The following is a 25,326-nucleotide window of genomic DNA, read 5'->3' on the forward strand; positions in this document are numbered from 1 at the left end:
GACGCGAGAGCTTTGTCGATTAATTTTGCTTATATGGCCCCGTATTATTCCATGTCTGCTTATAAGACGGGTCTGTCTGTGCGCAGAGTTTAATGATTTATTGGAATAGAAGGGGAGTATTGTGCTTATTCAGCGTTGTTGGGGGACTTTTCAGGAATAATCGACAAGGGAATATGGATGGCCTGGCCTTCCTGAACCACAACGCTCCAGCGGCTTGGATCAAACAAGGCGGGGCTGACTTCAAATACCGCGACATCCGAGATGCTCACCAGAGGATTGATTTTGTCCGGGCCCACCGTATCCAGATCGTGTGCGTAGCGATAGTCCTGTGTCGCTCGCTGATTGGGTGCTAGTTTTTGGCCCGACGCATCTGCCAGAAACAGGCGTGGTCGATGGATCTGCGGGTTCAGGGGGCGTGGGCTGGTGTTGGTATAGCGGTAGCGCAAAACAATAAACAGATTATTCTGACGCGCCGGTGTAGCCAGATTCCCGGCGTCCAACTGAGTCTGGCTGTGCCATTGCTCCAGGTAGATATGCAGGCGTGCACCTTGATACTCGGGTGTGAGCAAGCTTGCCCCCTTGTTCAAAATAGGGGCCGCAGGCGGGATAGGGGGGATGCTGGGAAGGATGCCAGGCTGCGTTTGGGTAGACAGAACCCTGTCGTTTTGACTGTAGGCGGTGGCAGAGCACAGGGCTAGAAGGGCGCACAGCCAAAAACGGGGCGAAGTAACAAGCATGGGTGTGAACAAGAGGGGCAATCAGTGTGGGTAAGGATGACAGGCTGGATTAAAGGGCAGGCAAAAAATAAACGGCTCATGAGCCGTTTTTCTTAACCACTTTTTTCAGATCGTCCAGCTCTTTGCGCAGGGCGACCACTTCGTCACTGAGTAAACCGATGACAGCCATTTGACTTTGGTACATCTCTACCAAGGGGTGGTAACTGATACCACGACTGGTCAGTTCTCGACAAAGCGCGCTAAGACCGGTTCCAGCGCGCTTGGTTAAGGTAGCCATCTTCCTGTGATCCATAAGCCTGCATCCTGATCAGTAGTTGTTCGATGTTTACATCTGTTAACCATACCAAAAAACGATGACAATAGTCGTTTTTATTAAAACTTCTTGTATATCTGTGGTTTAGCGACTGAATTAGCCCACTTGGAAGTTGCCTTCCGGATAGCGTATGCGGCTGCGTTTGCGCGTGGCCAAGGAGTAAATCAGGGTCAGCGGGCCGAGTCGACCCGCAAACATCAGCACCATGATCAGGATCTGGCTGGGCATGGAAAGTTTGTGAGTGATGCCGTGGCTCATGCCGGTGGTGCTTAAGGCCGAGGCTGCTTCAAACAGAAGGCTGGTAATGGGCATGTCCTCAAACAAGGTCAGTAGCAAGACGCTGATGAAGTACAGAGCGCCGGTAATCAGAAACAGAGCCAGCGCTTTCTGGACGGTTTCAGGCGCGACGCTGCGGCCCATCAAGACCACTTCTTCACGTTGGCGGATATATGAGCGTACGGCGGCCATTAATACAATCAGCGTTCCGATTTTGATACCACTGGCGGTGCTGAGCGAGCCACCGCCAATGAGCATCAGCACGATCAGCATCAACTGGGTGCTGTCGCGCAGGCTGGCAATATCCATGGTGGTAAAGCCGGCGGTGCGTGTGGCGGCATTTTGCATCCAGGCGGCCAGTGCCTGATCACCCACCCCAAGCATGCCCAGGGTTTTGGGGTTACTAAACTCCAGTGCCCAGAGGCTAAAAAAACCAATCAGGTTCAGAATCAGTGTGCCCAGCAAGATCACTTTGGTATAGGGCAGCAGGGTTTGCCAGCGCTTCTTTTGCCCGACATCGGCCAGCACGGTAAAGCCAATCCCGCCCAGGATAATCAGGCCCGACATGGTAATGACTGAAATAACATCCCCCGAAATCGGGATCAGGGAGTTATGGAACAAGGAAAAACCGGCGTTATTGAAGGCAGTGACGGCATGGAACAGGGCGCGGTACAAGGCCGTGGTCCACGGTAAATCAATGGTCCAGCGCAGAAATAAAATGGCAGCGGCGATTAATTCAATCAAGACGGCAATTTTGAATACTTGCAAAGCCGTGCTGCGAATACGAGACACACTGGTTTGATTAAAGGCTTCCAATGCCAGCGCTTGCTGGCTGACACTGATGCGCTTGTGCATGGTGATGGCGGCAATGACGGCAAAGGTCACAAAGCCCATGCCGCCAACTTGCACCAGCAGTGCCAAAACAATCTGCCCAAAGTGCGTTAAGTCCGTGGCAGGATCAATGACCGCCAAACCCGTGACGGTGACCGCCGAGGTCGCCATGAACAAGGCCTGGAAAACGCCCAGACGGTGTTCGGCCGCTTGTGGCAGGCTAAGCAAAATAGCGCCCAGGATAATCAGGGCCATAAAGCCCAGAGCCAGTACCAGCGGCGGGCTGGCGCTGAGAGTGCGGGTCTGAGGATTGACCTCAAGACGGCGAGTCAGACTATTGGGTAGCCAGTTGCGCATACATCAAACCAGTTTGGGGGCGGCAGTACGAAGAGCTTGCAACTGTCCAAGCAAGATCAGCAGGTCTTTGGCATGCAGGGCAAAATCAGCATCGGGCTGGGTCGTGGTTTGACCACGACGTTTGACCAGCAAAACCTGCACATCGTCCATTTGCTCGCGCAGCACATCTTTGATGGTCTGCCCATTCATATTCTCGCTGGCGGTTACTTCCACAATGTAATCGCCATTACCCAGGGTGATGTAGTCGTTGACCATCGGGTAGCTGAGCATTTGGGCAACCCGTATGCCCATTTCTTCTTCGGGGTGAATAATGCGGTTAACCCCGATTTTGGCCAGAATCAAATGCTGGGCATGAGAAGTCGCTTTGGCCCAGATCGTGGGAACACCAAAACTTTTCAGATGAACCACACAAACCAGGCAGGCTTCAATATCGGCCCCAATTGCAACCAGAACTACGTCATAATTGTCCAGCCCCAGCTCTTCCAGGGCCTGGCGGTCAGTGACATCGGCAATGACGGCACGGCTTAACTGGTCCGCATATTTGTTGACCAATTTGGGGTTTGTGTCCACTCCCAGCACGGAGTGTCCTGTTTTCATGAGTTCCAAGGCGCAGGCCGAACCGAAGCGGCCTAATCCTATGACGGCGAACTGTGCCATAGCTTAGTTGATCCGTTTGATGCTTGAAACAATTTCAAGCCAAATTAAGCGTTGATGGTATAAAGGCATATCTGGTAAAAACCCTTATCGGGTATTCCCTTGGGCGCGTGTCGTTTAAGCCCCAGCGGAAACATCAATAGTGGACAGTGTAAAACAATGGTTAGTTTGTTTGATCCAATAAAATTGGGTGATATTGAACTCCTGAACCGCATCATCATGGCGCCCATGACACGCGCGCGCGCCTCGGAGGGCCGTATGCCCAATGATTTGATGCGTATGTACTATTGTCAGCGAGCCAGTGCGGGGCTGATTGTAGCCGAAGCGACCTCGGTATCGCCGCAGGGCGTGGGCTATGCCCACACGCCGGGCATCTGGAGTCGTGCTCAGGTCGATGCATGGCGCACGATTACAGAGGCGGTACATGCCAAGGGTGGTCGAATTGTTCTGCAATTATGGCATGTGGGGCGTGTCTCTGATCCAGAGTTTCTAAATGGTCAAATACCGGTTGCGCCCAGCGCGATTGCCTGCGAGGGTATGGTCAGCCACTTAAGTCCTGAGCGTCCTTTTGTGGTGCCTCGCGCTTTGCGTAGCGAAGAAATCGCCGACATCGTGGATGATTTCTCCGTTGCGGCTCAAAATGCGCTCAGTGCCGGTTTCGATGGGGTTGAGATACATGGTGCCAATGGCTATCTGATCGATCAGTTCCTGCACGACGGCTCTAACACCCGTACGGACGCTTACGGTGGTTCTATTGAAAACCGGGCGCGCTTTCTGTTGGAAGTTGTGGATGCCTGTGTGGCCATTTGGGGTGCCGGTCGAGTCGGTGTGCATTTATCCCCGCGCGGTGGTTTGCACGGCATGAAGGATTCTGATCCAGCCCGTTTGTTCTCTTATGTGGCGTGTGAGCTGGATCGACGTGATATTGCCTTCTTGTTTCTGCGTGAAAGCCCGGCTTCGGACAGCTTATTGCCCATGATCAAATGTCAGTTTGGCGGCGCGATCATCGCCAACGAACATTTTGATTTCCCCACTGCACAGACCACTTTATCCAAAGGCATGGCAGATGCCGTGTCGTTCGGTAAGGCTTTTTTGTCTAACCCGGACTTGCCCTTGCGTTTGCAGTTGCGTGCTCCCTTGAATGGCTGGGACCCGGGCTCTTTTTATACCCAGGGGCCCAAAGGTTATACGGATTATCCGTTCTTGAAATCCAGCCCTGAATGGGATCAGCCTGTCGATGAGGATTTGCAGACACATTAAGCCTGTCTGCGAGGACATCGCCGGAAATAAAAAAGCCCGTATCAAACGGGCTTTTTTAGTGCGCTTCTTTTCAATCCGATAGCCGTTTGGGAACCAGCTACCGTCTTTGAATGGCTGAGTGCTTTACGTGAAGAAAGCTCGTGGCGGCCCATTCATGCCAAGTCGTATTGCCCTTGGCGTTTAGCTACCGCGTACTACCCGAAATGTGGCTGCTGCTTTAACCAGCAAGCGTTCTTTCTCATCGTATCCGCCCCCTTCGCAGTAAGCGGTATCGCCTTCCAGATACAGGCATTGGGCCTTGAACCAGACATCGCCCCGCGCAGGCAATAGAAACTGCGAGTTCATGTCTATGGTGGCCATGCCCGAGCCAGGGCGTTGAGCCCGTGCTGCGGCGCTAAGGGTAAAGTCCAGAATCGCCATCAATGTCCCCCCGTGCACATCAGCACGGGAGTTGGCATTACAGGCTTGCCAGGGCAGGAAGGTGATCACCTCCTGCTCGGTGCTGCTGACCGTTTGCAGGCCCAGGTGCTGCATGAGAGGGATGTGAGTGCCGAAAAAATCCTGTTTGGGCTGCGCCCGTTCGGCCTGCCAATGCTTCATGGGTTCAGTTTTTGCTTCACTTGAGCGGAAACCTGGGACATATCAGCACGGCCTGCCAGCTTGGCTTTGACCAAACCCATGACCTTGCCCATCAGTGCGGGACCTTGGGCGCCTTCGGACTGGGCCTGGGTAATGGCGTCGGCAATGACAGCATCAACTTCAGCACTGTCGGCTTGCTGAGGCAGGTATTCTTGCAGAATCAGCAATTCGGATTTTTCTTTCTCGGCGCTTTCGGTACGACCTGCAGACTCAAAAGCCTGAATGGATTCGCGGCGCTGTTTCACCTGCTTTTCAATGATGCTGGTTACTTCGGTATCGCCCAGCTCGGTACGTTCGTCCACTTCGCGTTGTTTGATCGCGGCTTGCAGAAAACGCAAGGTCTCCAGACGTCCGCTATCGCGAGCGCGCATCGCCGTTTTGATATCTTCAGCTAAACGGGTTTTGAGTGTTTGACTCATGGTGGTTCCTGGTTGAACGGGCAAAGCCATAGTTTAACGCAGGGTGAGGTGGGGAAAAATCCGATTATTGAAAATCTCGACTACGTGCAAGCAGATGACCAATCAGATGATTCATGGATACCAAACGGCGGGCAATCAAATGGCAAACGCTGCCATCGCGCTGCCAGATACCATAGACCCCCAGCAGACGAGATTGAAGCAAGGCCTGGGATTGCTCCTGGGCCAGTTCTTCGCGCACGATGACATTGACACTGCCGGTTTCATCTTCCAGCGTCACAAACACGGTGCCTTTCGCGGTGCCGGGGCGTTGACGAGTGGTGACCAACCCACAAGCCCGTGCCAGACGCCGATCCGGGCAGGTTTGATTAAGCTGTTCTGCCGTTGAGAATCGCAAGGGGGCCAACTGTGTGCGTAGCAGGGACAAAGGGTGGTGGTTCAGGCTCAAGCCCACGGCTTGATAGTCGCTTAATACCTCCAGTCCCGCAGTGGCACGCGGCAGATCCGGGGTTTGATCCGGCGTTTCAGCATGGCTCAGCAATCCTGCCTGGCTGGGACGTCGGGCATCCCAAACGCTGTGGCGGCGTTGACTATAGGCACTGCGCAAGGCATGGGCCTGGGCCAACGCTTGTTGATCGTGGGCTGACAGAGCCAGCTCCTGGCGCAAGCAGGCCAGATTCAGCAGACGTTCCGGGTGGCTTTGCCGGTAACTGACGATGGCATGCGCCCCTTGTTCGCTCAAACCCTTGACCATGTGCAAGCCCAGACGTACCTGGCGTGGGCTGCCAGGCTTGGAGCAGACATGGCTGTCGTACAGGCTGTATTGCACATCAATGGGCAAGACCTGTACGCCGTGACGACGCGCGTCCTGGACTAACTGGCTGGGGCCGTAAAAGCCCATGGGTTGGGAGTTCAGCAAGGCAGCCAGAAAGTGATCCGGGTAACGTGCTTTCAGATAGGCGCTGAACCAGGCCAGTTTGGCGAAGCTGGCCGAGTGGCTTTCCGGAAAGCCGTATTCCCCAAAACCGCTGATCTGGTCGAACAGGCGCTGGGAAAATTCGGGATCATAGCCTTTGGCGGCCATGCCATCGAGCAGCTCCTGCTCAAAAGGCCCCAGGCCACCACGACGACGCCAGGCGGCCATGGCTCGTCGCAAAGCATCGGCCTTATCTGCCGAGAAACCTGCCGCCTCCATGGCCAGCTCCATAGCCTGTTCCTGAAAAATAGGTACGCCCAAGGTACGTGCCAGCACATGGCGAATTTCGGGGGCGGGGTAGTCGACTTTGCGGTGGTCGCGGCGACGCTCCAGATAAGGATGCACCATGCCACCCTGAATGGGGCCGGGGCGCACAATGGCCACTTGCACGACCAAGTCGTAAAAACACGTGGGCCGCAGACGCGGCAACATGCTCATCTGGGCGCGGGACTCGATCTGGAACACGCCGATGGTGTCGGCCCGTCGTATCATGCGAAAGGTTTTGGCGCTTTGCAAAGGAATGTCCTGCAAGTGGAACGGTTTGCCTTTTTGTTGGCTGATACTGTCCAGGCAACGGCGCAAGGCGCTCAACATGCCCAAAGCCAGAATGTCGACTTTCAGCAGGCCCAGCACATCCAGATCGTCCTTGTCCCATTGCACAACGCTGCGCCCCGGCATGGCTGCGTTTTGAATCGGCACCAGCCTGTGCAAGGGCGTTTGTGAAATCACAAACCCGCCTGGATGCTGGGACAGATGACGCGGAAAGCCCATGAGCTGGCGGGTCAAGGACAGCCATTGATGTGCTTGTTCGGGTGGGCATTGAGGAAAGCGCGCAAAGACCTCATCTTGAATGCGGGTGTCGTTAAGCCAGGCGCGGTCACATTGAATCAAGGCCTCGACCAGGGGTTGAGGAATGCTCAGTGCCTTGCCGGTATCGCGCAAGGCACTACGGCGTCTATAGGTGGTGATGACTGCGGTTAAGGCGACCCGTTGTCGGCCATATTTGCGGTAAATGTACTGAATGACTTCTTCGCGGCGCTGGTGTTCGAAGTCCACATCAATATCGGGCGGTTCCGCTCGCGCCCGGCTAATGAAGCGAGCAAATAAGGTGTGGCTGCTGGCAGGATCGACTTCGGTAATGCCCAGGCAATAGCATACGGCCGAGTTGGCGGCCGAGCCTCGGCCCTGGCACAAGATTCCCTGGCTGCGCGCGTAGCTGACGATGTCGTGCAAGGTCAGAAAGTAGGACTCGTAGCCCAGGTCTGCAATCAGGCTCAGCTCTTGCTCCAGACGCGTGCGCAAATGGTCGCTGATCCCTTTGGGATAGCGTCTTTGGACACCACGCTCGGTTTCCTGTCGCAGATATTCAATGCCACTGAGGCCAGGAGGCACAATCTCGACCGGGTACTCGTACTTGATTTCGCTTAAACAGAACTGACACAGCGCCTGGATGTGATCGGTGGTCTCACGCAGTTCGGCGGGGTAGAGATTGGCCAGTTGGAAGCGACTGCGTAAATGATGCTCGGCATTACCGGCCAAGGACCAACCGCATTCCTGCACGGGCGTTTTCAGGCGTATGGCAGCCAAGGTATCGTGCAATGGTTGGCGAGAGCGCACATGCATATGAACGCCTCCCAAAGCGGCACAAGGTACGCCAGACTCCTGCGCTGCCAGCCTGACGGCACGTAAGTGCTGCATGTCCTGATCGCGTCTATGCAGACTGATGCCTAAAAACAGGCGGCCTGCAAACAGCTCCAACAGCCGCTGTGTGTGAAGGTGGATGTGCTCGCGATCCAAGCCATAAGCGGGTTTGTAAATGACCAGACAGTCCGGCAAAACGTGTTGTTGTGAGCCTTGACGGGCTTGCTGCAAAAAAGACCAGTCAATCGAGGCTTGCTGTTTTAAGTCCAGAGACTGGTGCACGTGTGAGATGAATTGGCAGAGATTGCCATAGCCCTCTTTGTTGCGCGGCAAAATCAGCAGCTCATGGGCCTGAGTAGCGTCGCCAGTCATGCTTGTGGAATGGGTGTTTGGTGGGTTCGCCGGTTCCCACACGCCTGTAAAGCAGAATCGGCTTCCCACCAGCAGGCGAATTTCCGGATGCAGCTTGGCCTGCGCATAGGCGCGTACCACACCGGCCATGGAGGCGTAATCGCATAAGGCCAGCGCCTTGTAACCTAGCTCGGCGGCTCGGCTGACCAGCTCTTCGGGGTGGGACGCACCATTCAGAAAGCTGTAGTTGGACAGGCAGTCCAGCTCTGAGTACAGCAGGTCTATATGGGATTTCATCCAAAGACTCCGTGCAGGTACCAGGCATGTTCCTGGCTCAAGTCCCGATAAACCCAATACAAGCGTCCTTGCGGACACAAGGCGATAAAGTAGTCCCGTTGCTGATGTCCGGAGCCGCTCCACCAGCCTGTCTGTACCCGTTCCGGGCCTTGAACCAGGCGTAGGCGCTGATTATCCAGAAGCGGGGATTGCTGATCGTGTTGTAAAGGCTGAGCCGGGTCCAGCATCCAGCAAGGACGTTGCAAAGTTGGATGACTGGTCTTGGGGGGCTGACTGCTGGACAAGGACAGCCATTGATTCGCTTGTTCAGGCAAATAGCTGGCTTGGGCGGCAGGCATCAAAATCTGTTCAGCCCCTAACCTGGCTTGTAAACGCTCCAGAAGTTGCTGGTCTTGCTCTTGCCAATGGCGTGCATCGGGAAACAAGCCGCTGGCATGAGTTTGGCGAGGATGCAGTTGTTGAGCCTGCAGCACCAGGCTTTGTACAGCCGCCTGCAATTGCAGTGGCTGGAACTGTTCTTGCCATACTGGCAGAAAGTCCTGGCTGCGCCAGCAGGAGCGGGCCATCTGTAATTCCAGGCGGGTGGCGGTGGGGTAGTCCTTGTATCGTTCCGTATGCAGTACCAGTTCCAGACGTCCGCAGGCCAGTTGATATTGATTCAGCCAGGCCTCCAGTTGGATCAACAGGCGGTTTAACGCCCGCAAGATGGTGGGTTTGTGATTGGACGGGGCATCCATCTCCTGTTTGCGTGTAAATTGCGGGGCCGTATGCACCCATTCCAAGGCCCAGCTTTGTGTGCCGTAGGCTTGGTCCAATTGCAAAAGTAGGGCGCGCAACCCACGCTGGGACAGTCCATCACGGGGCAGTTGATGTAACTGGCCCAGGGTATGGCAGCCCAGACTATGCAGCCACTGCAACTGGTCAGCGGGTGGGGCCAGCAAGTGGATAGGAAGCGGGTTCAAGCAGGCTGGTAAACGGCGGACGCAACGGCGCTGCTTGTGGTTGGACAAAGCCAGCAAGCAGGCGGCGCGGGCAGTCGGCGCCAGGGCCAGACAGGGCTGGGGGACAAGAGGGGACAAATCAGCCCGAACCTGTTGATACAGACGGCGTAAGCCACCAAACAGCCGGATGCTGGCACGGATATTCAATACCCATAAATGGGTTTGAACCTGTGCCAGTTGAGGGCTGTAGCGCAGCAAAACCGCTTGGATACCGTCCTGCTGCTCGGGATTGGCCTCAGGCGTAAGCAGGCTCTGGGGCAGTCGCAGGCATAGGTACATGAGACGGAATGGCCGTTGGCGGCATCAAGATGTGGTGGGGCGCTAAGGCAATGCTGTCCTTGCAAGGTGGGCCCCGACGTTTGCGAATATGGACATCCAACCAAGGCTGTCCTTGTTGGTCTTGTCGAGTCTGAAGATCCAGACGTAAAAGGGCTGGGCTGTTGGCCTGACTGTGCGCCGGACGCAAACAAAAAAACAGGCTGTCGCTTTGGTTGGCTAATAGCTGCAACTGGCGTAAGGAGGCGAAAGGCACGTGAGCAGGTAACCAACTTAATACGGCAGCGCAATGGCCGTGACGTAAGGCCTGGGCGCTGGCCCACAAGGTGTCGTTCAGGTGTTGGCTGCGTATCCAGATCAAGCGGGCGGCTAACGCGTTTTCTGATGTAGCGCTTTGTCCCGTCGTGGCAGAGGTGCCGCGCCATCGTTGTTGCATGGGCTGATAGGGCGGCGCAACTAAAATACGCAATCGTTCTGCAGGCAGGGTGTTCAAGGCTGGCAGTAATAAGGATAAGGCACTGCTGTCCTGTGGTGCTTGCAGCTCGATCAGGCTGCCGATAGGCCAGCCTCCTCCTGGTAATTCAGCATCCAGAGCGTCAAAGCCGCTGGACAGGCAAGAACCTGCGGCATGCGCATAATGCTTGCCCGTCCACAGGGAGGGATGGAGGTCTAAAAGGGAACGAAGTGCGCTTGCCATAGGTGTGCTCCTGATTGCTGTATAAATATACAGTAAATTTGTTTGTCAGCAAACCAGGAGTCGGTTTCAAGGCAGAACTTTTATATACTGTGACCTTCTGTTTGACTCTCTCGCATGAACGCTTCCCTTCTCTCCCGCCCAGGCCGTTGCGCACAGTGCCAGCGGCCATTGGCTCGCTGCTTGTGTCCCTTGATTCCCTCGCTAGAAGCGGCGTGCCCGGTTCTGATTTTGCAGCATCCGTCCGAAGCGCGGCATGCGCTCAATACCGCACGTCTGGCGTATTTGGGATTGAAAGGGACAGAGTTATGGGTGGGGGAGCAGTTTGAAGAGCTGGGGGCGCGTCTGGCACAGGCGCATCGCCCTGTCTTGCTGTTTCCGGGGCCGCAAGCCAAGGTGGCGGGTTCAACAGGCCCAGAAGAAAAACCGGATTTGATCGTGGTGCCCGATGGCACCTGGCGCAAGGCGCGCTTGATTTTGCATCGTAATCCGGTCTTGCAAACCCTGCCGTATTGGATGCTGCCTGACGGGGAGGCGTCACGCTACAGGCTGCGTAAAGCGCCCGACCCTCAGGCCGTGTCTACCTTGGAAGCGATTGTCCGGTTGATGCAGATTATGGAGCCAGAGCGAGATTTCAGGCCTTTGTTACGGCCTTTCGAGCAGTTGATCGAAGAGCAGATCCAGGCCATGGGCCTGGATACCTATCAGCGTAACTATCCTACTTCCAGATGAAGTTCAGCTCACGGGACTGACCGTCCACAATGCTGGCCTGGCGCTCCTGGGTTTGACCCTGGTACGTGGCAAACACCTTGTAATTGCCGGGCGCAAGGCGAATCAGGCAGTAGGGGCCATCGATCAGACTGTTCAGCACAGTTTGGTCGCCGCTGTTGCGGATGACCAGTTGCACGTCGGAAATATAGCCGACGCGCTCGCCCTGATGCGCCGAGAAGTTGACGGATAAGGGGAAGGTGCCGCGCACCATGCGGAATAACTGGGCTTCATCGCTGCCTATTCCGCCGCTAATGTATTCGGTTGATCCGTAGTACTGGCTGGGAGGCAGTTCCTGGGAATGCGCGATGGGACTGCTCAATAAGGCCAGCGACATGGCAATGCCGATCAAAGAAAGACGAGGACTCATGAGATTTCCTTGCTTGAAGTGGGAAGACTAAGCGGGCCATTAGTGGCTCTGTTGCTGTTATGAGAGGGGGCAGGCTGGCTGTCAGGATGAAAGCTGGGCCATAAAAAAGGCCAGTCATGCTGACGGATGGGTTCAGCGAGCGAATTGAAACTGCGTTCACGTAGCATCCCGTGCCCATGCTGATGAATAGTAATGACGGTGGTGCAGCGGGTGCCGTAATCGGGGCTGACAATAAACGGGCTGCTTAACAAGCGTTCGTGCTCAAGGCTCAGACCGGTTTGGGGCAAGTCACTGTCGGCGGCCACTTCTTGATTGCGCAAGCCCTGGAACAAACCTTCTACCGCTTGCGGCGAGCCATCAAAATGCTGCGCCTGCAGAGTTTCTTTCAGGAACAGGCTTTTGGGCCAAGGCGTATTGAGCCAGGCATTGCTTAGAATATGCACGCCCGGTTCCAGCCGATGCGGACGGCCGCTGGGGTGGCGATTGCTGTAATAGCCCAGACGTAACGGTTGTTGTGTGTCAGGCCACTCCAGAACAAAGAGATTGAAGCCTGCGTAGTCAGCCCCTTCCCGGGCTAACTGTTCCAGATACTCGGCGGGACTGCGCTCATCGACCAGGAACTGAGGAATCAGCTCGCCACGCGAACGGTGCTTGCGGTTTTTGCTGCCCGGCACTTCGCGGTAATTGGTTAGCAGGGCCAGACGTCCACGGCTTTGCGTCAGGCCCAGCCAAGTACCTCCGGCTTGCAGGTCTCGACCCGCCAGAATCTGGGACTCGTTTTGCCAGGGCTGAGCCGGCTGGCTGGGGCGAGCATGATATTCGTCGCGATTGGTGGCAATAATCAGCGGCCAATCCGCATTCACTCCGACGGCGATATAAGCGATGCACATGTGCCGATTGTAGGATGGCTATGCAGGCTTTGGTAGCCAAAGTACCGCCAAGTTTCGCTTTTCTTCTCGGTATTTGAAAGGCCCGTCAAGAGGGTGCGTAGTCTTGTGCCAGGCGCACGACGGTGACACCGGGGCGTAGCTGGCGTAGTGACGGCATGACCAGCGTGCAATGATCGTAAGGCGTCAGCAAGGGCTGGCCATCGGCTTGCCCAATCTGGGTGCCTGCTTTGGCCAAGGTTTCCAGGCCTTGCCAGTTTTGGCTGAAACTGACGTTCATGGAAGGGGCGACAACGGCATGGGTAACTTGCAAAATGCGCTGCTGATCGGGCGAGGCTCGACGCCAGTCCGCAGGCAAATCCTCTTCTTGCACAATCTCGGAGGCGATCAGAAAGCGGGCAATCAGGTCCAATGCGATAGCAGGTGTATCTGGATCACCATGAAAGCCACATTCCAATAATAAGGAGCGGGTCTCATCGGCATTCGGGTCAGAAAAACGGCCGTAATCGCGCATGCGTACGCCGTCCTTGTGGCCCGTATCCACAATGACATGCTCGGGGGCGCTCAGGGTTTGCGCCAGCTCGATATTGCGCGCCAAGGTGCCGGTCAATAACAAGGGGGCACTGGGTTCATGCATGGAGTGCAGATCCAGCAACCAGTCGGCTTGTTCCAGCCAAGGCAAGATGGCCCGTGCGCGTCGTTGTTCTTGTGTCTGTGTTTGCGACAGCTTTTGATCGCTCCAAACGCGGTTCATGTCTTCGTCCACGTAGCGGCTGGCGTCGTGCTGCGCAGGGTCAAAGCGATCAAAGGCGTCCAGATTGCAAAAGGCCAGAATCAGTTTGCCGCGACGTGGCTGCATGCCGCTGGCTAGCACGGCTTTCAAGGCCCAGGCGCCGCACAGCTCGTTGCCATGGATCAGGGCGCTGATCATGACGGTACGGCCTGCCTTGCCCGAATCCAGACACCACAGGCCAGGAACACCGGTATTGCCCTGACGCTCTTTTTGAATGTCAGGCAAAGAAAGAGAAAATTGCATGGTGAAGGCTCCAGCGCCCCGGCTGTCAGCCAGGGCGCATGTGTTTTATTCGGCCTGCAGTTTGGCCAACTCGACCAGACGGGCGTATTTGTCGACCTCTTTGGCCTGAAACTCGGCCGCGTTCATGCCGGGGGCGTAGAGCGTGGCTCCATTTGACTGCATCTTCTCTTGCAAGGTGGGCGATTGCAGACTGCTGTCCAGGGCTTGACGCAAGGTGCTGGTGACGGACTCGGGCAAATCCTTGGGGCCATACAAGCCAAACCAGACGTTGATATCGACCTTTTCAAAGCCGGGGGTATCGGCCAGCGGCGGGATTTCCGGGGCGGCTGGAGAAGCTTTGGTTTCGGTAATGCCCAACGGCACAATGGCACCGGCGCGAGCTTGTTGCAAACCTGATGACAGTACAAGGTAAGCCGTATCCAATTGCCCGCTCATCAAATCCGATACCAGAGGAGGTACGCCGCGATAGGGCACGTGCATGGCGGTGGTGCCGGTCGAAGCGTTCACCATTTCACCGGCCAGGTGCAAGGTCGTACCGACGCCCGAGGAGCCAAAACTGAAGGCTTCCGGTTCGGCAGCGCGCAGCTTTTGGGCATAATCTGCGGCAGAACGAATACCGGATTTTGTGGAGGCGGCCAGCAACAAGGGTTGGGACGCAATCATGCCAATAGGCGTGAAATCTTGTTGTCCGTTGTAACGTACGGCTTTGTTGATCATGCCCGCAATGATCATCTCGTTGGTGGAACCGAGCAACAAGGTATAGCCGTCGGCAGCGGCCCGTTGTACGCGCTGGGCACCAATGGTGCCGCCGGCACCGCCCGCATTTTCCACGACGACACTTTGACCCAGGCGGCTGCTGAGTTCTTCAGCCAGCAGGCGCGCGGTCAAGTCCACACTGCCGCCAGCGGGGTAGCCCACGACCAGAGTCAGGGGGCGCGCAGGATAAGTGTCGGCATGGCTGACCGAGGCTTGCAGCAGGCTGCAGGCGCCTAGAATGCCAAGAACCAAGCTGCGCTTGGAAAAGGAAAAAGACATGATGTGCTCCCCGTTCGATGGATAGGTTTCCGAGCAGCGGCCAGGGCGGCGCTGCGGGCCTGTATATCCTTAGTTATGAACGGCTATTGTGTTCGTTGCTGTCATTTGTGATGTGCTATTAAGGCACATGACCGTGCTTTTTCGATTAGCCGAACGATCAACGACCCTGCTGGGTAAAAGCCCAGACAGACTCGGCCAGCGCCGAGAGCGGAGCCCGGGAGCGGTACAGGCGCACCTCAAAGGCAATTTCATCGCCTTTGCCACCCAATTGCACCAAGGTGCCGCGACGACATTCATTGGCAATCATGGACAAGGGCAACCAGGCGACCCCCATGCCTTTGAGCACCGAACCCATTGCGGTATCCAGCGAGTCGCAACGTACCGTGCTGACCAAGGGGTAGGCAAAATGATGCAGCTTGTCACCCAGAATACGGGCCATGGCCAAGCCGCCCGAATACGAGATCAACGGGATGCTGCGCCCGCTATCGGCATTGAGCTCATACAAAGGCATGCCGTTTTTGCGTCGCTGACAGGTGGGCACGAGCTTGTCAGTGGCAATAGTCATGTAGGTCACTTGCTCGGCCAGTAGCTCAATCGATAAGGCCGGGTGTTCATAACAACACAGGAAGTCTGTTTTGCCTTGGGCGAGCAACTTGGCCATATCGGCCATCATGCCGGTGCTGATGTCGATGGGCACATGGGCCGACAAAGGCGCATGGCTACCTTTTTGCAGGCGGCTGACCCAGTCGGTGACCAGGGTACGCGCCAGGCTGCGGCCAGTGGCAATTCGTAAACTGCCTTGCCCGGCCTGATCCGACGCCTGCAATTGCCGACGGACACGGTTTAATTGTTCCAACACTTGGTTGGCGGTGTTGTAGAACACCTGTCCTTCTGGTGTCAGTGTAACGGGCAAGCTGCTGCGCTCGACCAAAGGCGTTCCTACCCATGCTTCCAAGGCCCGAATGCGGCGCCCAAATGCCGGATGCGTGACGTGGCGCTGTTCTGCCGCTCGAACAAAACTGCCCGCACGAGCCAGGGTCACGAAGTCTTCAAGCAGTTTGAGTTGGGACACGAAGAGCCGTCTTAAAGCATGGCCAGTCCGTTGGACTTTTCAACCAGATTGCGGATCCGTACGGCGTCTCCAATACGCGAGTAACGACCCGTGGAATTCAGCAGCACAATAGCCACTTCACGATCTTCGATCTTGGTCAGCATGACCAGGCATTCCCCCGCTTCGTTGATGAAGCCGGTTTTGGAAACTTGAATATCCCAGTTGGCGTTCTTCACCAAACGATTGGTGTTGTTGAATACCAGCTGGCGGCCGCGCACAGGCTGGACGGAATACTGATCGTTAGTGGTGTACTGCTGGATACGGTCATGTTGACTGGTGGCGGTCAGTAATTTGACCAGGTCACGCGGGCTGGCCACGTTGTCGCTGGATAAGCCGGTAGGTTCCACAAAACGTGTGTTGCGCATACCCAAAGCGCGTGCCTTGTCATTCATGGCGCGCACAAAAGCAGGCAGACCGCCAGGGTAGCTGCGGCCCAAGGCATGGGCAGCCCGGTTTTCCGAGGACATCAATGCCAAGTGCATCATGTCGGCCCGGTTCAGTTTGGAGCCAACGCGAAGACGCGAGCTGGAGTGTTTGACGCGGTCCACATCTTCGTCGATGATCTCCAGCATTTCATCCATAGGCAGACCGGATTCAGCCACGACCAGGGCCGTCATCAGCTTGGTAATGGACGCAATGGGCCGAACAGCGTCGCTGTTTTTTTGATACAGCACGGTGGACGACTCCAGATCCTGTACAAAGGCAATCTCCGAACGCAGGGCGGCGTGCTGGATGAGAGCGTCGTGTTTGAGGGCATTGAGCGCGCGGCGGCTATCGTTTTCGCTATAGCTGATGGGTTGCAGGTTTTTTTCAAAAACCAGATGCGGTACGTTGTAGCTGATGGCCGTGCTGGCGTCATTCAATGCGGATGGTTCGGCCAGCGCCAGCGTCTGCGCGACAGACAACATCGAAAATGGCGCTAACAATAAAGCGCATAATGCAGGTCGAATGAGTTTTTTTGTTCTGGTTTGAGGCATTTTTCAGTTCCCGGTCGGCGAGAAACAGAAGGGCGGATAGAATTCGTGCGTTTATGCTACCAGAAAAAATCTTCTTTATATTAGTATCTTACGACCCAAAGTTAAAAAAAATTTAAGATGTTTGCGCCGTATCATTAAGAAACTTATTTTATCTGTATAAAAAAACAGTCCATGTCTTTATTGAAATCCCCAAACGCCCAAAAACCTGTTTTTATAAACAGGTTTTATAAGTTTTGTCTTATTTTTTTAATCGTAGGAAGTACTCCCGCAATGGGGCACAAGGCGTCGCTAGCCTGGGATGGGGAGCAACTTAGCGAGGCCATCACAACCAGCTCTCCCCGTACTCAGCAACACTTTATGCCTCCAGAGTCCATACGTTCGCAGGCCCGTGCGCTTGGCAAGGTGGAGCTCAGCTACGACCATAACGGCCGGGCCATTCTGAAAAGTCGCCTGTGTTTGCAAGGTGGAGCCTGTGTGGACATGAACGGTTCGGTTCTTAGCACCAGAGCCTTTGCTGGTCAGGATGCGCGTCATGGCTTTGTGTTGGAGCATGAAGTCTGGAGTTGGGCGGGCAGCACCGAGGCGGTTCGAGTGCGGGCATCGATTCGGGTGAATTACCAGCGCTAGCTTTACGCGCCCGCGCCGCTTCCCAATAAACGATTTAATTTCATTTGGGTTTGATCTATCTCAAGGTGCGAGCCTAAAGAAACCCGCGGTACTGCCGATATGTAGTTCTGATGCCCATCGGGCCATAACCAGGACTTGTGCATGAACCCCTCTACTCTGATCGGCATCGTAGCCAGCGTGCTGCTGTTTGCCGTGATCTTGTTTTTTACGGCAGAAAACCCCGCCTTGTTTGTGGACCTGCCCAGCTTAGCTGTTGTGCTGGTAGGTACGTTGGCGGCGACGTTTATCAGCTACCCGTTAAGCGAAGTTGTCCGTATTTTTGGCCTGATCGGGACGGTGCTGCGTAACGAACGCCTGTACACCCAACAGGATATGGATGAGCTGATCAATATTTCCCGTTTGTGGATGATGGGTGATATTCGTGCCGTTGAAGAGGCGCTGGAAAAAGTAGCTAACCCGTTTTTGAAAACCGGTGTTCAACTGGTCATTGACCGAGCTCCCCAAGAAGATATTGAAGATCTTTTGCAATGGCGCATCAGCCGTTTGCGTGCCCGTGAGCATGCAGAAGCGCAACTCTTTCGTTTGATGGCCAGCTTCGCGCCTGCTTTCGGCATGGTCGGTACGCTGATTGGTCTGGTTAATTTGATGTTCTTGCTGGGCGATGGCGACATTACCTCTATTGGTCAGCAAATGGCGCTGGCCTTGATGACCACGTTTTACGGTGTGCTGCTCTCCAATCTGGTGTTCAAGCCTGTGGCCGTGAAGCTGGAGCGCCGTACCGAGCAGCGCGTGGTTTTGATGAACATGATCATGCAAGGGGTATCCATGATGAGCCAGCGCCGTGGCCCGGCCTTGATGCGTGAAACACTTAACTCTTTCATGGCCCAGTATCAGGACGAGATCAATGACCGGGGTGGCCGCGACGATGACGCGGACCCGGCTCCGGAGCGAGGTTGATCCCATGGGAAACATGGAGCAGGACCTGACCCTGGGTGAACTGGCTGACCGTCAGAAAGCCTTGCAAAAAGAGCTGGAACAAGCCCGGGGAGCCAAGATCGAACAGCAACTGGCCAGCAATCTGGGCAGCCGCCGTCGCAGCCGCCCCTGGAATGATCCGGGGCTGGCCGTACCCGAGGAGGAAGAGGCCTGGCTGACCACCTATCTGGATATGATGACCTTGTTGCTGGTCTTGATGATTGTGATGCTGTCCTTTGCAGGCAAGCGGGTACAAACGGCGGCGCAGGGGCAAGGGCAGGGAGGTGCGACGGTCGTTGCACAAGCGGGCAAAGACGGAGCCGGTTTGTTGCCCGCAGGCGCGGGCCTGTTTCCCGAGTCCGGCCTGGGTGAGGGGCTAGGCAAAGGCAATCACGGTCTGGATCTGGATGGCTTGGGTGACAACATTGATGTGGTCATGAACGATCAGTCTGTGAGCTTCCGTATCAACAGCGAGATTCTGTTCAACTCGGGCGGTGCGGATCTGGGCTTGGAGGGTTTGACGGTGCTACGTCAATTGGCTGAAGTATTGCAAAAATCCACCCACCCGATTGTGATTGAAGGCCATACGGATTCGGTGCCCATTCGCAGCTATCGCTACCCTTCCAACTGGGAGCTGTCCGGTGCACGTGCGGGCAGTGTGGTGCGTTACATGGAAGCCAATGGCATTGGCAGCCAGCGCCTGAGCGCGGTCGGTTATGCCGATACACGCCCCTTGGGGGACAATGCGACACAGCAAGGACGCGCAACGAATCGACGGGTTGAAATCATTGTGCAAACTCCTCAAACACAGCCTGAAAGTCCCGTCCAATAAGCCTTTACAACAAAACCCCGGTTTGCGACTGACAAACCGGGGTTTTTGTTTTGAGCTTGAGTCCAGTGTGTTCGGATTTAGTCCAGAACGCGTGTGGAGGAGGCCAAGGTGCCCAAATCGAACTTGGGCAGATGGCGACGCAGAGGCATGATTAACACGCTGATCAGCACCGGCACAATGGCGGCCAGCAAGAAGGATTCCAGCAAGTAATCCATCGGGCCATTGGGGCGTGGGAACACGGCCAGACCGGCCACCAGGCCGCCCAGGGTGCTGAGGGTGGCGGTAAAGCCATCGTAGCGGCGGCTATACAAACCAAAGAACACGGGGAAAGCGGCTGCCGAACACAGCAAGTCTGCCAGCAGGAACAGGTACAGCACACTGAAACCTTGCGAGGACGCGTACAGCACAGGGATGGAGCAAACCCAGATCAGGGACCGCGCCAGACTCATCATTTGAGCGGTATTGCGATGGGGCATGATCCGGCCCAGATCCACCGCAATCAGGCTGGAAACAGCACTGATGGCGGTATCGGCACTGCTCATGACCAAGGACAGGCCCAAAGGAATCAGCAGTACCAGAAACCAGACCGGTACGTGCGGCAAAATAACGTTGAACAAGGCGACGGAGCTGTCACCGGTGGAGCCCAGGCCCACAAAGGCCAGACCAAATAAACCCATCAAAAAGATGAAAGGGGCGACAAACAGGCCACCGAGCAAAAAACCGCGACGCATGGACTGCGTGTCTTTGGCGGCATAGATGCGCTGCCAGTTGCCCTGGTGAAACAGGCCGGTCAGCAAGATGGCCACAAAGAAGGTCAGCCCGGCCTTGATACCGACCGGGTCGCCAAGCTCGATCAGGCGCGGCGCCTCCAGCTTCACGCTGTCAAACAATTGCACCGGTCCCCCTACGGCTTGCCAGCCAAACATGATGATCAGAAACAGCATGGGCAGGATTACAAGCATCTGTACCTTGTCGGTAAAGATGGACGCGCGCAGTCCGCCATAAGACGTGTAGATCAGCGTGGCCAGCAGCACAATACTGGCGGTGACCCACAGGGGGATAGGGGCGATCAAGGTAATCATCTTGGACATGGCGGTGATTTCAGCCGTCATGGAGATGAACATGTAAAACAACATGATGAGCAGGGTCAGCGCATACATAGGGCGACCGTAGCGGGCAATGACAAACTCGCTCAGGCTGTGGCCGCGTGGCAGCAGTTCGCGCATACGTTTGCCCAGCGGAATCATGGCCAGGCGGGGCGACATGGAACCGAGGGCATAGCCGATGACGGCGCTCAATCCTCCCCAGGTGGCGGCCTGCGCGGGTGAGAACAGGATCCATGCGCCCAGCGAAGAAGCCAATAAAGTCAGAATGGTAGCGACGGAACTTTGACTATTGCGAGCCACTACAAAGTCTTCAAGAGAATTTTTATAGTGGCGGGCGTATAGCACCCCGGCCAGAGCAAAAGCCGCAGAAAAAACGATCAGCCACAGGAGGGTGGCGGTTTGGTCCAGCATGAGATCTCCCCAAAAACCTGTTTGAACAGGCACAAACCGGCCAAGCTGGCGGGATGCCAGGGCAGGGCGCAGAAAAATGGAGGGATTGAAATGGGGCGTGTGAGCTGATGAATGCACCGCACAGACAAGAGCGGGCAGGCTGCCAGGCCGCGTTTCCTTTCCCTTCGCCGGCATGATCCGGATCAGGTTCTAAGGGTTACCGCTTGAATGCGGAGTCTCAGCCCGTTAAGGACTCCCCCAGGAACAGGTTCAAAGAGTAGGAGAGCTTCTTTCAAATGTCAATGATACGGTCTAGGCCAATTTATGCTATGGTCTGGCTGCGGCACGGGGTGTCCTTCTTGGAAAGGGCTGAGATAAAACCCGTCGAACCTGATCCAGCTCATACTGGCGAAGGGATGTCCGAATCCATAGACCTGCGTCTGAACCGGGCCGACATCCTCGCCGAATTCTTGCAAGGAGTCTCATGTCTGTGGAACACGTCTCGGAACTCTCCCAACAACTTGTTCTGGTCACCGGCGGCGCACGCGGCCTGGGGGCTTGCCTGGTACGTGCGTTTGCGCGTCAGGGCGCGAAAGTTGTCATCAATTACCTGAAAAGTGAAGCAGCCGCTCAGGCGCTGGCGGATGAGTTCCCGCAGCAATGTCTGGCCGTCCAAGCGGACGTGACGGAGGCGGCGGCGGTGCAAGCTTTGTTTGCCAAGGCCCAGGCGCATTTTGGCCAGCCTATCACTACGGTCGTCAATAACGCGTTGCCTGAATTTTCTTTCAACGGCGATGCTCGTCCCCATGCCGATACGCTGACGTGGTCGCAACTGAACCAGCAACTGGAAGGCATTGTGGGCGGTGCCTTGAACACCACACAGGCGGCATTGCCTGGTATGAAGCAAGCGGGCTTTGGTCGCATCATCAATATCGGTACGAACCTGTTCCAGAACCCTGTTGTGCCCTATCACGATTACACGGCCGCCAAGGCGGCGTTGTTGTCCATGACGCGTACCTTGTCGCACGATCTGGGGCCCGATCAGATTACTGTGAACATGATTTCTGGCGGTTTGCTGCGTACAACCGATGCGTCCGCGGCTACGCCCGAGGCCGTGTTTGACTTGATTGCGGCCAGTACACCGTTGCGCCGTGTGACTACGCCTGAGGAGTTCGCCGATGCCGCTTTGTTCTTTGCCGGTCCGTGGGCTCGGGCAGTCACTGGGCAGAATTTGGTGGTGGACGGTGGATTGGTGAAAAACGGATGAGGCAGCTGCATTTCAATTTATTCATTATGGGCTGCGGGCATCACAAAGCAGCCTGGCGTCATCCCGATTCGCAGGTAGAACGCCTCGGCGATGTCCGGTTTTACGAAGAACTGACCCAGATCGCCGAGCGTGGCAAGCTGGACGCCATATTCTTTGCCGATGGCCAATCCAGCGATAACGTGTCTGACGGTCCGCGCTGGTTTTTGGAACCCTTGACCATGATGGCCGCCCTGGCGCGAGCCACCGAGCGTATCGGCCTGATCAGCACCGTTTCCAGCACTTTCTACACGCCTTTTGTGGCAGCGCGCATGTTGTGCTCCCTGGATCATGTGTCCAAGGGACGGATGGGCTGGAACGTGGTGACATCCATGTTTGATTCGGAAGCACGTAATCACGGCTACGAAGCCATGCCCGACCATGCCTGGCGCTATGCACGGGCTGAAGAGTTTGTTGAGACTTCGCTGAAGCTGTTCGACTCCTGGAGCGACAGTGCCTTGGTGATGGACAGGCAGGGCGATTATGCCAAGGTAGATCAGGTGCGTCAGATCCTGCATAAGGGCGATCACTTCCTGGTCGATGGGCCCTTGACCTTGCCGCGCTCACCACAAGGACAGCCTGTTCTGTTTCAGGCCGGTGCCTCTGAGCAGGGCCGGGATTTGGCCGCGCGTAAAGCCGAAGCGATTTATGCCGTGGCGTATGACTTGCCCTCGGCCCAATCCTATTACCGCGACATCAAACGACGCGTGCGGGAAACGGGGCGGGGCGTAGATGTGCCCGTGATGCCAGGCCTGGTGACCTATGTGGGCTCTACCATGGAAGAGGCGCGTCGCAAACAGCAGGAACTGGATGAGCTCTTGCCCGCCGAGACGTCCTTGCGCCAGTTGGGTATGTTCGTCGGTCAGGATTGCATGGACTGGGAGCTGGATGCGCCGGTACCGCCACTGCCTCCTTTGGAGAGCTTCAAGGGCCCCAAAGGGCGTTATGCCACCATGCTGCGCATTGTTGAAATAGAAAAACCAACGGTTCGTCAATTGCTGGGTCGTATTGCTGCCGGTGGTGGTCATTGCACCATGGTCGGAACGCCAGAATCCATTGCTGATCAGATTGAGCAATGGTGGCGCAATGAAGGCGCGGATGGTTTTAACCTGATGCCGCCTTCCTTGCCCAATGGTATTCGAGACTTTGTTGAGCAGGTGATACCTGTTCTGCAAAAACGCGGCCTGTTCCGCCATGAGTATGAGCACAGCACTTTGCGTGGACACCTGGGGCTGGAGCGTCCTGCAGCCTGACCTTGGGATGAGAAAAAAGCGGGCATTTCCATCGCTGGATTTGTCCGCTTTTTCCCTAGGGGGAAGGGGCTACGAAGTTCCTGAAGTTTGCTATCCTTAATGCTTTAATTGTCGCCTGCTTAACGAGCAGCGAGCTGTATAGGGATCGCACTATGAAAACCGCCGTTGTCACCGGGGCCTCCTCAGGGTTTGGGGCCGCTCTTGCTCGTAAATTGGTATCTGAAGGGCACACCGTGCTGGGTCTGGCGCGCCGTCAGGACAAGCTGGATGCCCTGGCCACCGAGCTGGGCGAGCGGTTTGTACCGGTCAGCGTGGATTTGACCGATCGTGCGCGTGCTGAGGCAGTGTTGGCGGATCTGACGGCTCGTTATCCCCATATCGACGTGCTGATCAATAACGCCGGTTTGGCGCTAGGCGTGGACAAGGCGCAAGACGCCAAGATGGATCAGTGGGATACCATGGTGGCTACCAATATCAGCGCGTTGCTGCATATTACGCACGCTTTGCTGCCAGGTATGGTCAAGCAGAACAAGGGCCATATCATCAATCTGGGCTCGACGGCGGGAGAATACGCTTACGCCGGCGGCAATGTGTACGGCGCCACCAAGGCATTTGTGCATCATCTGGGCCTGAATCTGCGTGCCGACCTGTCGGGTACGGCAGTGCGTGTCTCTACTGTGGCTCCTGGCCTGTGTTCCGGCACGGACTTCTCCGCCGTGCGTTTGGGCGATAAAGACAAAGCCGCTGCGCTTTATCAGAACGTGGATGCGCTGACGCCAGAGGATATTGCCAACACCATTACCTGGATCATGAATGCGCCTGCCCATATGAACGTCAACTACATCGAGTTGATGCCTGTGGCACAAAGTTTTGCCGGCTTAAGTGTGCATCGCCAGGCTTGAGCTTGGCAACCGGGCTTGGGTCTGGCTTGATTAGACTTGGGCTCCGGTCTTACACTGCACACGTCTTCAGGGCGGGGTGAAATTCCCCACCGGCGGTAAGGGATTCGTTCCCCAGCCCGCGAGCGATCTCCCCCTGGGAAAGATCAGCAGATCAGGTGCAAAGCCTGGGCCGACGGTCAGAGTCCGGATGAAAGAAGATGAAGCCTCGCTGCCTTGTGATCAAGGGTGATCAAGGCAGCGAGGTGTTTTATTGCTGCCCGGAGGACGCATTGTTTAATCAAGGATGCGTTCAAATGAAAAATCTGAAAATCTCCCCTGCATTAGCCACTGGTCTTTTGCATGAATGTTGCGAAGGAGTGTGCTGATGTATACCGGAATTGTTAAAGCGGTTCGTCCTCTTACCGCGGTCAAGGCCGAGCTGGGCCGTACCGAGTTTGAAATCGATTTCACCGATGAGCTGCTGGTGGATCTGCAACTGGGTGCCAGTGTCAGCGTGGAAGGCACCTGCCTGAGCGTAACCAGTATCAGCGGCCCTAAAGTCACTTTTGATGCGATTCCTGTCACGCTGGAGCGCACGAATCTGGGCACGCTTAAAACAGGTGATCTGGTCAATATCGAGCGATCGGCCAAGCTGAACGAGGAAATAGGCGGCCATGTGATGGCTGGCCATATCGCAACGACCGCAGAGGTGCTTGAATTGAGCATTACCGAGGCGGGTAACCGTCTGCGTTTCCGTGTACCAGAAGAGTGGGCGAAGTACGTGTTCCCACGCGGTTTTCTGGGCGTTAATGGCTGCAGCTTGACCGTGGCGGATGTGGAGGATGGCATTGTGACCATCAACCTGATCCCCGAAACCTTGCGCCAGACAACGTTCTCCCGCTACAAGGTGGGCGATCGCCTTAATATCGAGGTGGACCAACAGACGGTGGTATTAGTCGATGTGCTGGAGCGTACGGTGGCCGGTACCTTGTCGCGTGTGATGCCTGGTTTGAAAAACTGAACAAGGCTCGAGACCATATCAGTAAAAAGAAGGGC

At 55.9% G+C, this 25,326-nt stretch carries 25 protein-coding genes and 3 riboswitches; of the genes, 9 read left to right on the forward strand and 16 right to left on the reverse strand.

Features of this window, described 5'->3' with window-relative positions; genetic code table 11:
* Positions 1 to 125: 125 nt before the first annotated feature.
* The 4 genes from CA948_RS04640 to CA948_RS04655 all read right to left on the reverse strand — a co-directional run bounded on the left by CA948_RS04640 (position 126) and on the right by CA948_RS04655 (position 3,171).
* Complete coding sequence (locus tag CA948_RS04640) at positions 126 to 569, reverse strand: hypothetical protein (RefSeq protein WP_230018246.1); 444 nt, start codon at positions 567 to 569, stop codon at positions 126 to 128.
* Between the two features lie 244 nt (positions 570 to 813).
* A complete protein-coding gene (locus tag CA948_RS04645; RefSeq protein WP_223254031.1) occupies positions 814 to 1,014 on the reverse strand; it encodes a hypothetical protein in 201 nt (66 codons plus the stop codon).
* A 132-nt stretch (positions 1,015 to 1,146) separates the two neighbouring features.
* Entirely contained in the window at positions 1,147 to 2,514 is a 1,368-nt protein-coding gene (locus tag CA948_RS04650) for a TrkH family potassium uptake protein (RefSeq protein WP_108727452.1), read from the reverse strand.
* 3 nt (positions 2,515 to 2,517) lie between these two features.
* On the reverse strand, positions 2,518 to 3,171 hold the full coding sequence (locus CA948_RS04655) for a potassium channel family protein (RefSeq protein WP_108727453.1): 654 nt from the start codon (positions 3,169 to 3,171) through the stop codon (positions 2,518 to 2,520).
* A gap of 156 nt (positions 3,172 to 3,327) precedes the next feature.
* Here CA948_RS04655 and CA948_RS04660 point away from each other — a divergent pair, with 156 nt between their 5' ends.
* Positions 3,328 to 4,428: an alkene reductase gene (locus tag CA948_RS04660; protein ID WP_094196632.1), complete on the forward strand. Its 1,101-nt coding sequence runs from the start codon at positions 3,328 to 3,330 to the stop codon at positions 4,426 to 4,428.
* 180 nt (positions 4,429 to 4,608) lie between these two features.
* Here CA948_RS04660 and CA948_RS04665 read toward each other — a convergent pair whose 3' ends face one another.
* From CA948_RS04665 to imuA, 5 genes are all read right to left on the reverse strand, one after another.
* A complete protein-coding gene (locus CA948_RS04665; protein ID WP_094196633.1) occupies positions 4,609 to 5,028 on the reverse strand; it encodes a PaaI family thioesterase in 420 nt (139 codons plus the stop codon).
* The gene (locus CA948_RS04670; protein ID WP_094196634.1) at positions 5,025 to 5,486 is read right to left on the reverse strand and encodes a GatB/YqeY domain-containing protein; all 462 of its coding nucleotides are present in this window, start codon (positions 5,484 to 5,486) and stop codon (positions 5,025 to 5,027) included. The genes CA948_RS04665 and CA948_RS04670 overlap by 4 nt, the downstream gene beginning before the upstream one ends.
* A 64-nt stretch (positions 5,487 to 5,550) precedes the next feature.
* Positions 5,551 to 8,748, reverse strand: a complete 3,198-nt coding sequence (locus tag CA948_RS04675; RefSeq protein WP_108727454.1) for an error-prone DNA polymerase — start codon at positions 8,746 to 8,748, stop codon at positions 5,551 to 5,553.
* Complete coding sequence (locus tag CA948_RS04680; RefSeq protein WP_108727455.1) at positions 8,745 to 10,028, reverse strand: Y-family DNA polymerase; 1,284 nt, start codon at positions 10,026 to 10,028, stop codon at positions 8,745 to 8,747. Before CA948_RS04680 ends, CA948_RS04675 begins: the two co-directional genes overlap by 4 nt.
* Complete coding sequence (gene imuA, locus CA948_RS04685; protein ID WP_108727456.1) at positions 9,985 to 10,722, reverse strand: translesion DNA synthesis-associated protein ImuA; 738 nt, start codon at positions 10,720 to 10,722, stop codon at positions 9,985 to 9,987. Before imuA ends, CA948_RS04680 begins: the two co-directional genes overlap by 44 nt.
* Before the next feature lie 114 nt (positions 10,723 to 10,836).
* Between imuA and CA948_RS04690 the strand changes: the two genes are divergently transcribed.
* Complete coding sequence (locus tag CA948_RS04690; RefSeq protein ID WP_094196638.1) at positions 10,837 to 11,451, forward strand: tRNA-uridine aminocarboxypropyltransferase; 615 nt, start codon at positions 10,837 to 10,839, stop codon at positions 11,449 to 11,451.
* Here CA948_RS04690 and CA948_RS04695 read toward each other — a convergent pair.
* From CA948_RS04695 to pbpG, 6 genes are all read right to left on the reverse strand, one after another.
* A complete protein-coding gene (locus CA948_RS04695) occupies positions 11,438 to 11,857 on the reverse strand; it encodes a carboxypeptidase-like regulatory domain-containing protein (protein WP_108727457.1) in 420 nt (139 codons plus the stop codon). The two genes, CA948_RS04690 and CA948_RS04695, sit on opposite strands and share 14 nt — an antisense overlap.
* Entirely contained in the window at positions 11,854 to 12,747 is an 894-nt protein-coding gene (locus CA948_RS04700; protein WP_108727458.1) for an NRDE family protein, read from the reverse strand. The genes CA948_RS04695 and CA948_RS04700 overlap by 4 nt, the downstream gene beginning before the upstream one ends.
* Before the next feature lie 85 nt (positions 12,748 to 12,832).
* The gene (locus CA948_RS04705) at positions 12,833 to 13,780 is read right to left on the reverse strand and encodes a M14 family metallopeptidase (protein ID WP_108727459.1); all 948 of its coding nucleotides are present in this window, start codon (positions 13,778 to 13,780) and stop codon (positions 12,833 to 12,835) included.
* A gap of 45 nt (positions 13,781 to 13,825) precedes the next feature.
* A complete protein-coding gene (locus CA948_RS04710; RefSeq protein ID WP_094196642.1) occupies positions 13,826 to 14,815 on the reverse strand; it encodes a Bug family tripartite tricarboxylate transporter substrate binding protein in 990 nt (329 codons plus the stop codon).
* 157 nt (positions 14,816 to 14,972) lie between these two features.
* On the reverse strand, positions 14,973 to 15,887 hold the full coding sequence (locus tag CA948_RS04715) for a LysR family transcriptional regulator (RefSeq protein ID WP_108727460.1): 915 nt from the start codon (positions 15,885 to 15,887) through the stop codon (positions 14,973 to 14,975).
* Positions 15,888 to 15,898: 11 nt separating this feature from the next.
* Positions 15,899 to 16,903: a D-alanyl-D-alanine endopeptidase gene (gene pbpG / locus CA948_RS04720; protein ID WP_230018230.1), complete on the reverse strand. Its 1,005-nt coding sequence runs from the start codon at positions 16,901 to 16,903 to the stop codon at positions 15,899 to 15,901.
* 270 nt (positions 16,904 to 17,173) lie between these two features.
* Here pbpG and CA948_RS04725 point away from each other — a divergent pair, with 270 nt between their 5' ends.
* From CA948_RS04725 to CA948_RS04735, 3 genes are all read left to right on the forward strand, one after another.
* On the forward strand, positions 17,174 to 17,530 hold the full coding sequence (locus CA948_RS04725; RefSeq protein ID WP_230018228.1) for a flagellar protein FlhE: 357 nt from the start codon (positions 17,174 to 17,176) through the stop codon (positions 17,528 to 17,530).
* Positions 17,531 to 17,671: 141 nt separating this feature from the next.
* Positions 17,672 to 18,487: a motility protein A gene (locus tag CA948_RS04730; protein ID WP_009454185.1), complete on the forward strand. Its 816-nt coding sequence runs from the start codon at positions 17,672 to 17,674 to the stop codon at positions 18,485 to 18,487.
* A gap of 4 nt (positions 18,488 to 18,491) precedes the next feature.
* Positions 18,492 to 19,337 (forward strand): OmpA/MotB family protein, encoded by an 846-nt coding sequence (locus CA948_RS04735; RefSeq protein WP_230018226.1) that lies wholly within the window; start codon positions 18,492 to 18,494, stop codon positions 19,335 to 19,337.
* 77 nt (positions 19,338 to 19,414) lie between these two features.
* Here the strand turns inward: CA948_RS04735 and CA948_RS04740 are convergent, their stop codons facing one another.
* On the reverse strand, positions 19,415 to 20,854 hold the full coding sequence (locus CA948_RS04740) for a sodium:solute symporter family protein (protein WP_108728706.1): 1,440 nt from the start codon (positions 20,852 to 20,854) through the stop codon (positions 19,415 to 19,417).
* Positions 20,855 to 20,995: 141 nt separating this feature from the next.
* Positions 20,996 to 21,103, reverse strand: a riboswitch (TPP riboswitch).
* Between the two features lie 66 nt (positions 21,104 to 21,169).
* Positions 21,170 to 21,267: riboswitch (TPP riboswitch) on the forward strand.
* 50 nt (positions 21,268 to 21,317) lie between these two features.
* Between CA948_RS04740 and CA948_RS04745 the strand changes: the two genes are divergently transcribed.
* From CA948_RS04745 to CA948_RS04760, 4 genes are all read left to right on the forward strand, one after another.
* Positions 21,318 to 22,100 carry a 3-oxoacyl-ACP reductase gene (locus CA948_RS04745; RefSeq protein ID WP_094196646.1) on the forward strand — a complete coding sequence of 261 codons (783 nt, stop codon included), beginning with the start codon at positions 21,318 to 21,320 and terminating at the stop codon, positions 22,098 to 22,100.
* A complete protein-coding gene (locus tag CA948_RS04750; RefSeq protein ID WP_108727463.1) occupies positions 22,097 to 23,389 on the forward strand; it encodes an LLM class flavin-dependent oxidoreductase in 1,293 nt (430 codons plus the stop codon). The genes CA948_RS04745 and CA948_RS04750 overlap by 4 nt, the downstream gene beginning before the upstream one ends.
* 152 nt (positions 23,390 to 23,541) lie before the next feature.
* Entirely contained in the window at positions 23,542 to 24,291 is a 750-nt protein-coding gene (locus tag CA948_RS04755; RefSeq protein WP_094196648.1) for an SDR family NAD(P)-dependent oxidoreductase, read from the forward strand.
* Positions 24,292 to 24,349: 58 nt separating this feature from the next.
* Positions 24,350 to 24,494: riboswitch (FMN riboswitch) on the forward strand.
* Between the two features lie 161 nt (positions 24,495 to 24,655).
* The gene (locus CA948_RS04760) at positions 24,656 to 25,291 is read left to right on the forward strand and encodes a riboflavin synthase subunit alpha (protein WP_094196649.1); all 636 of its coding nucleotides are present in this window, start codon (positions 24,656 to 24,658) and stop codon (positions 25,289 to 25,291) included.
* The last annotated feature ends 35 nt before the right edge of the window (positions 25,292 to 25,326 follow it).

Origin of the sequence: Alcaligenes aquatilis, assembly GCF_003076515.1 — a bacterium.
Taxonomy (GTDB): Bacteria; Pseudomonadota; Gammaproteobacteria; order Burkholderiales; family Burkholderiaceae_B; genus Alcaligenes; species Alcaligenes aquatilis.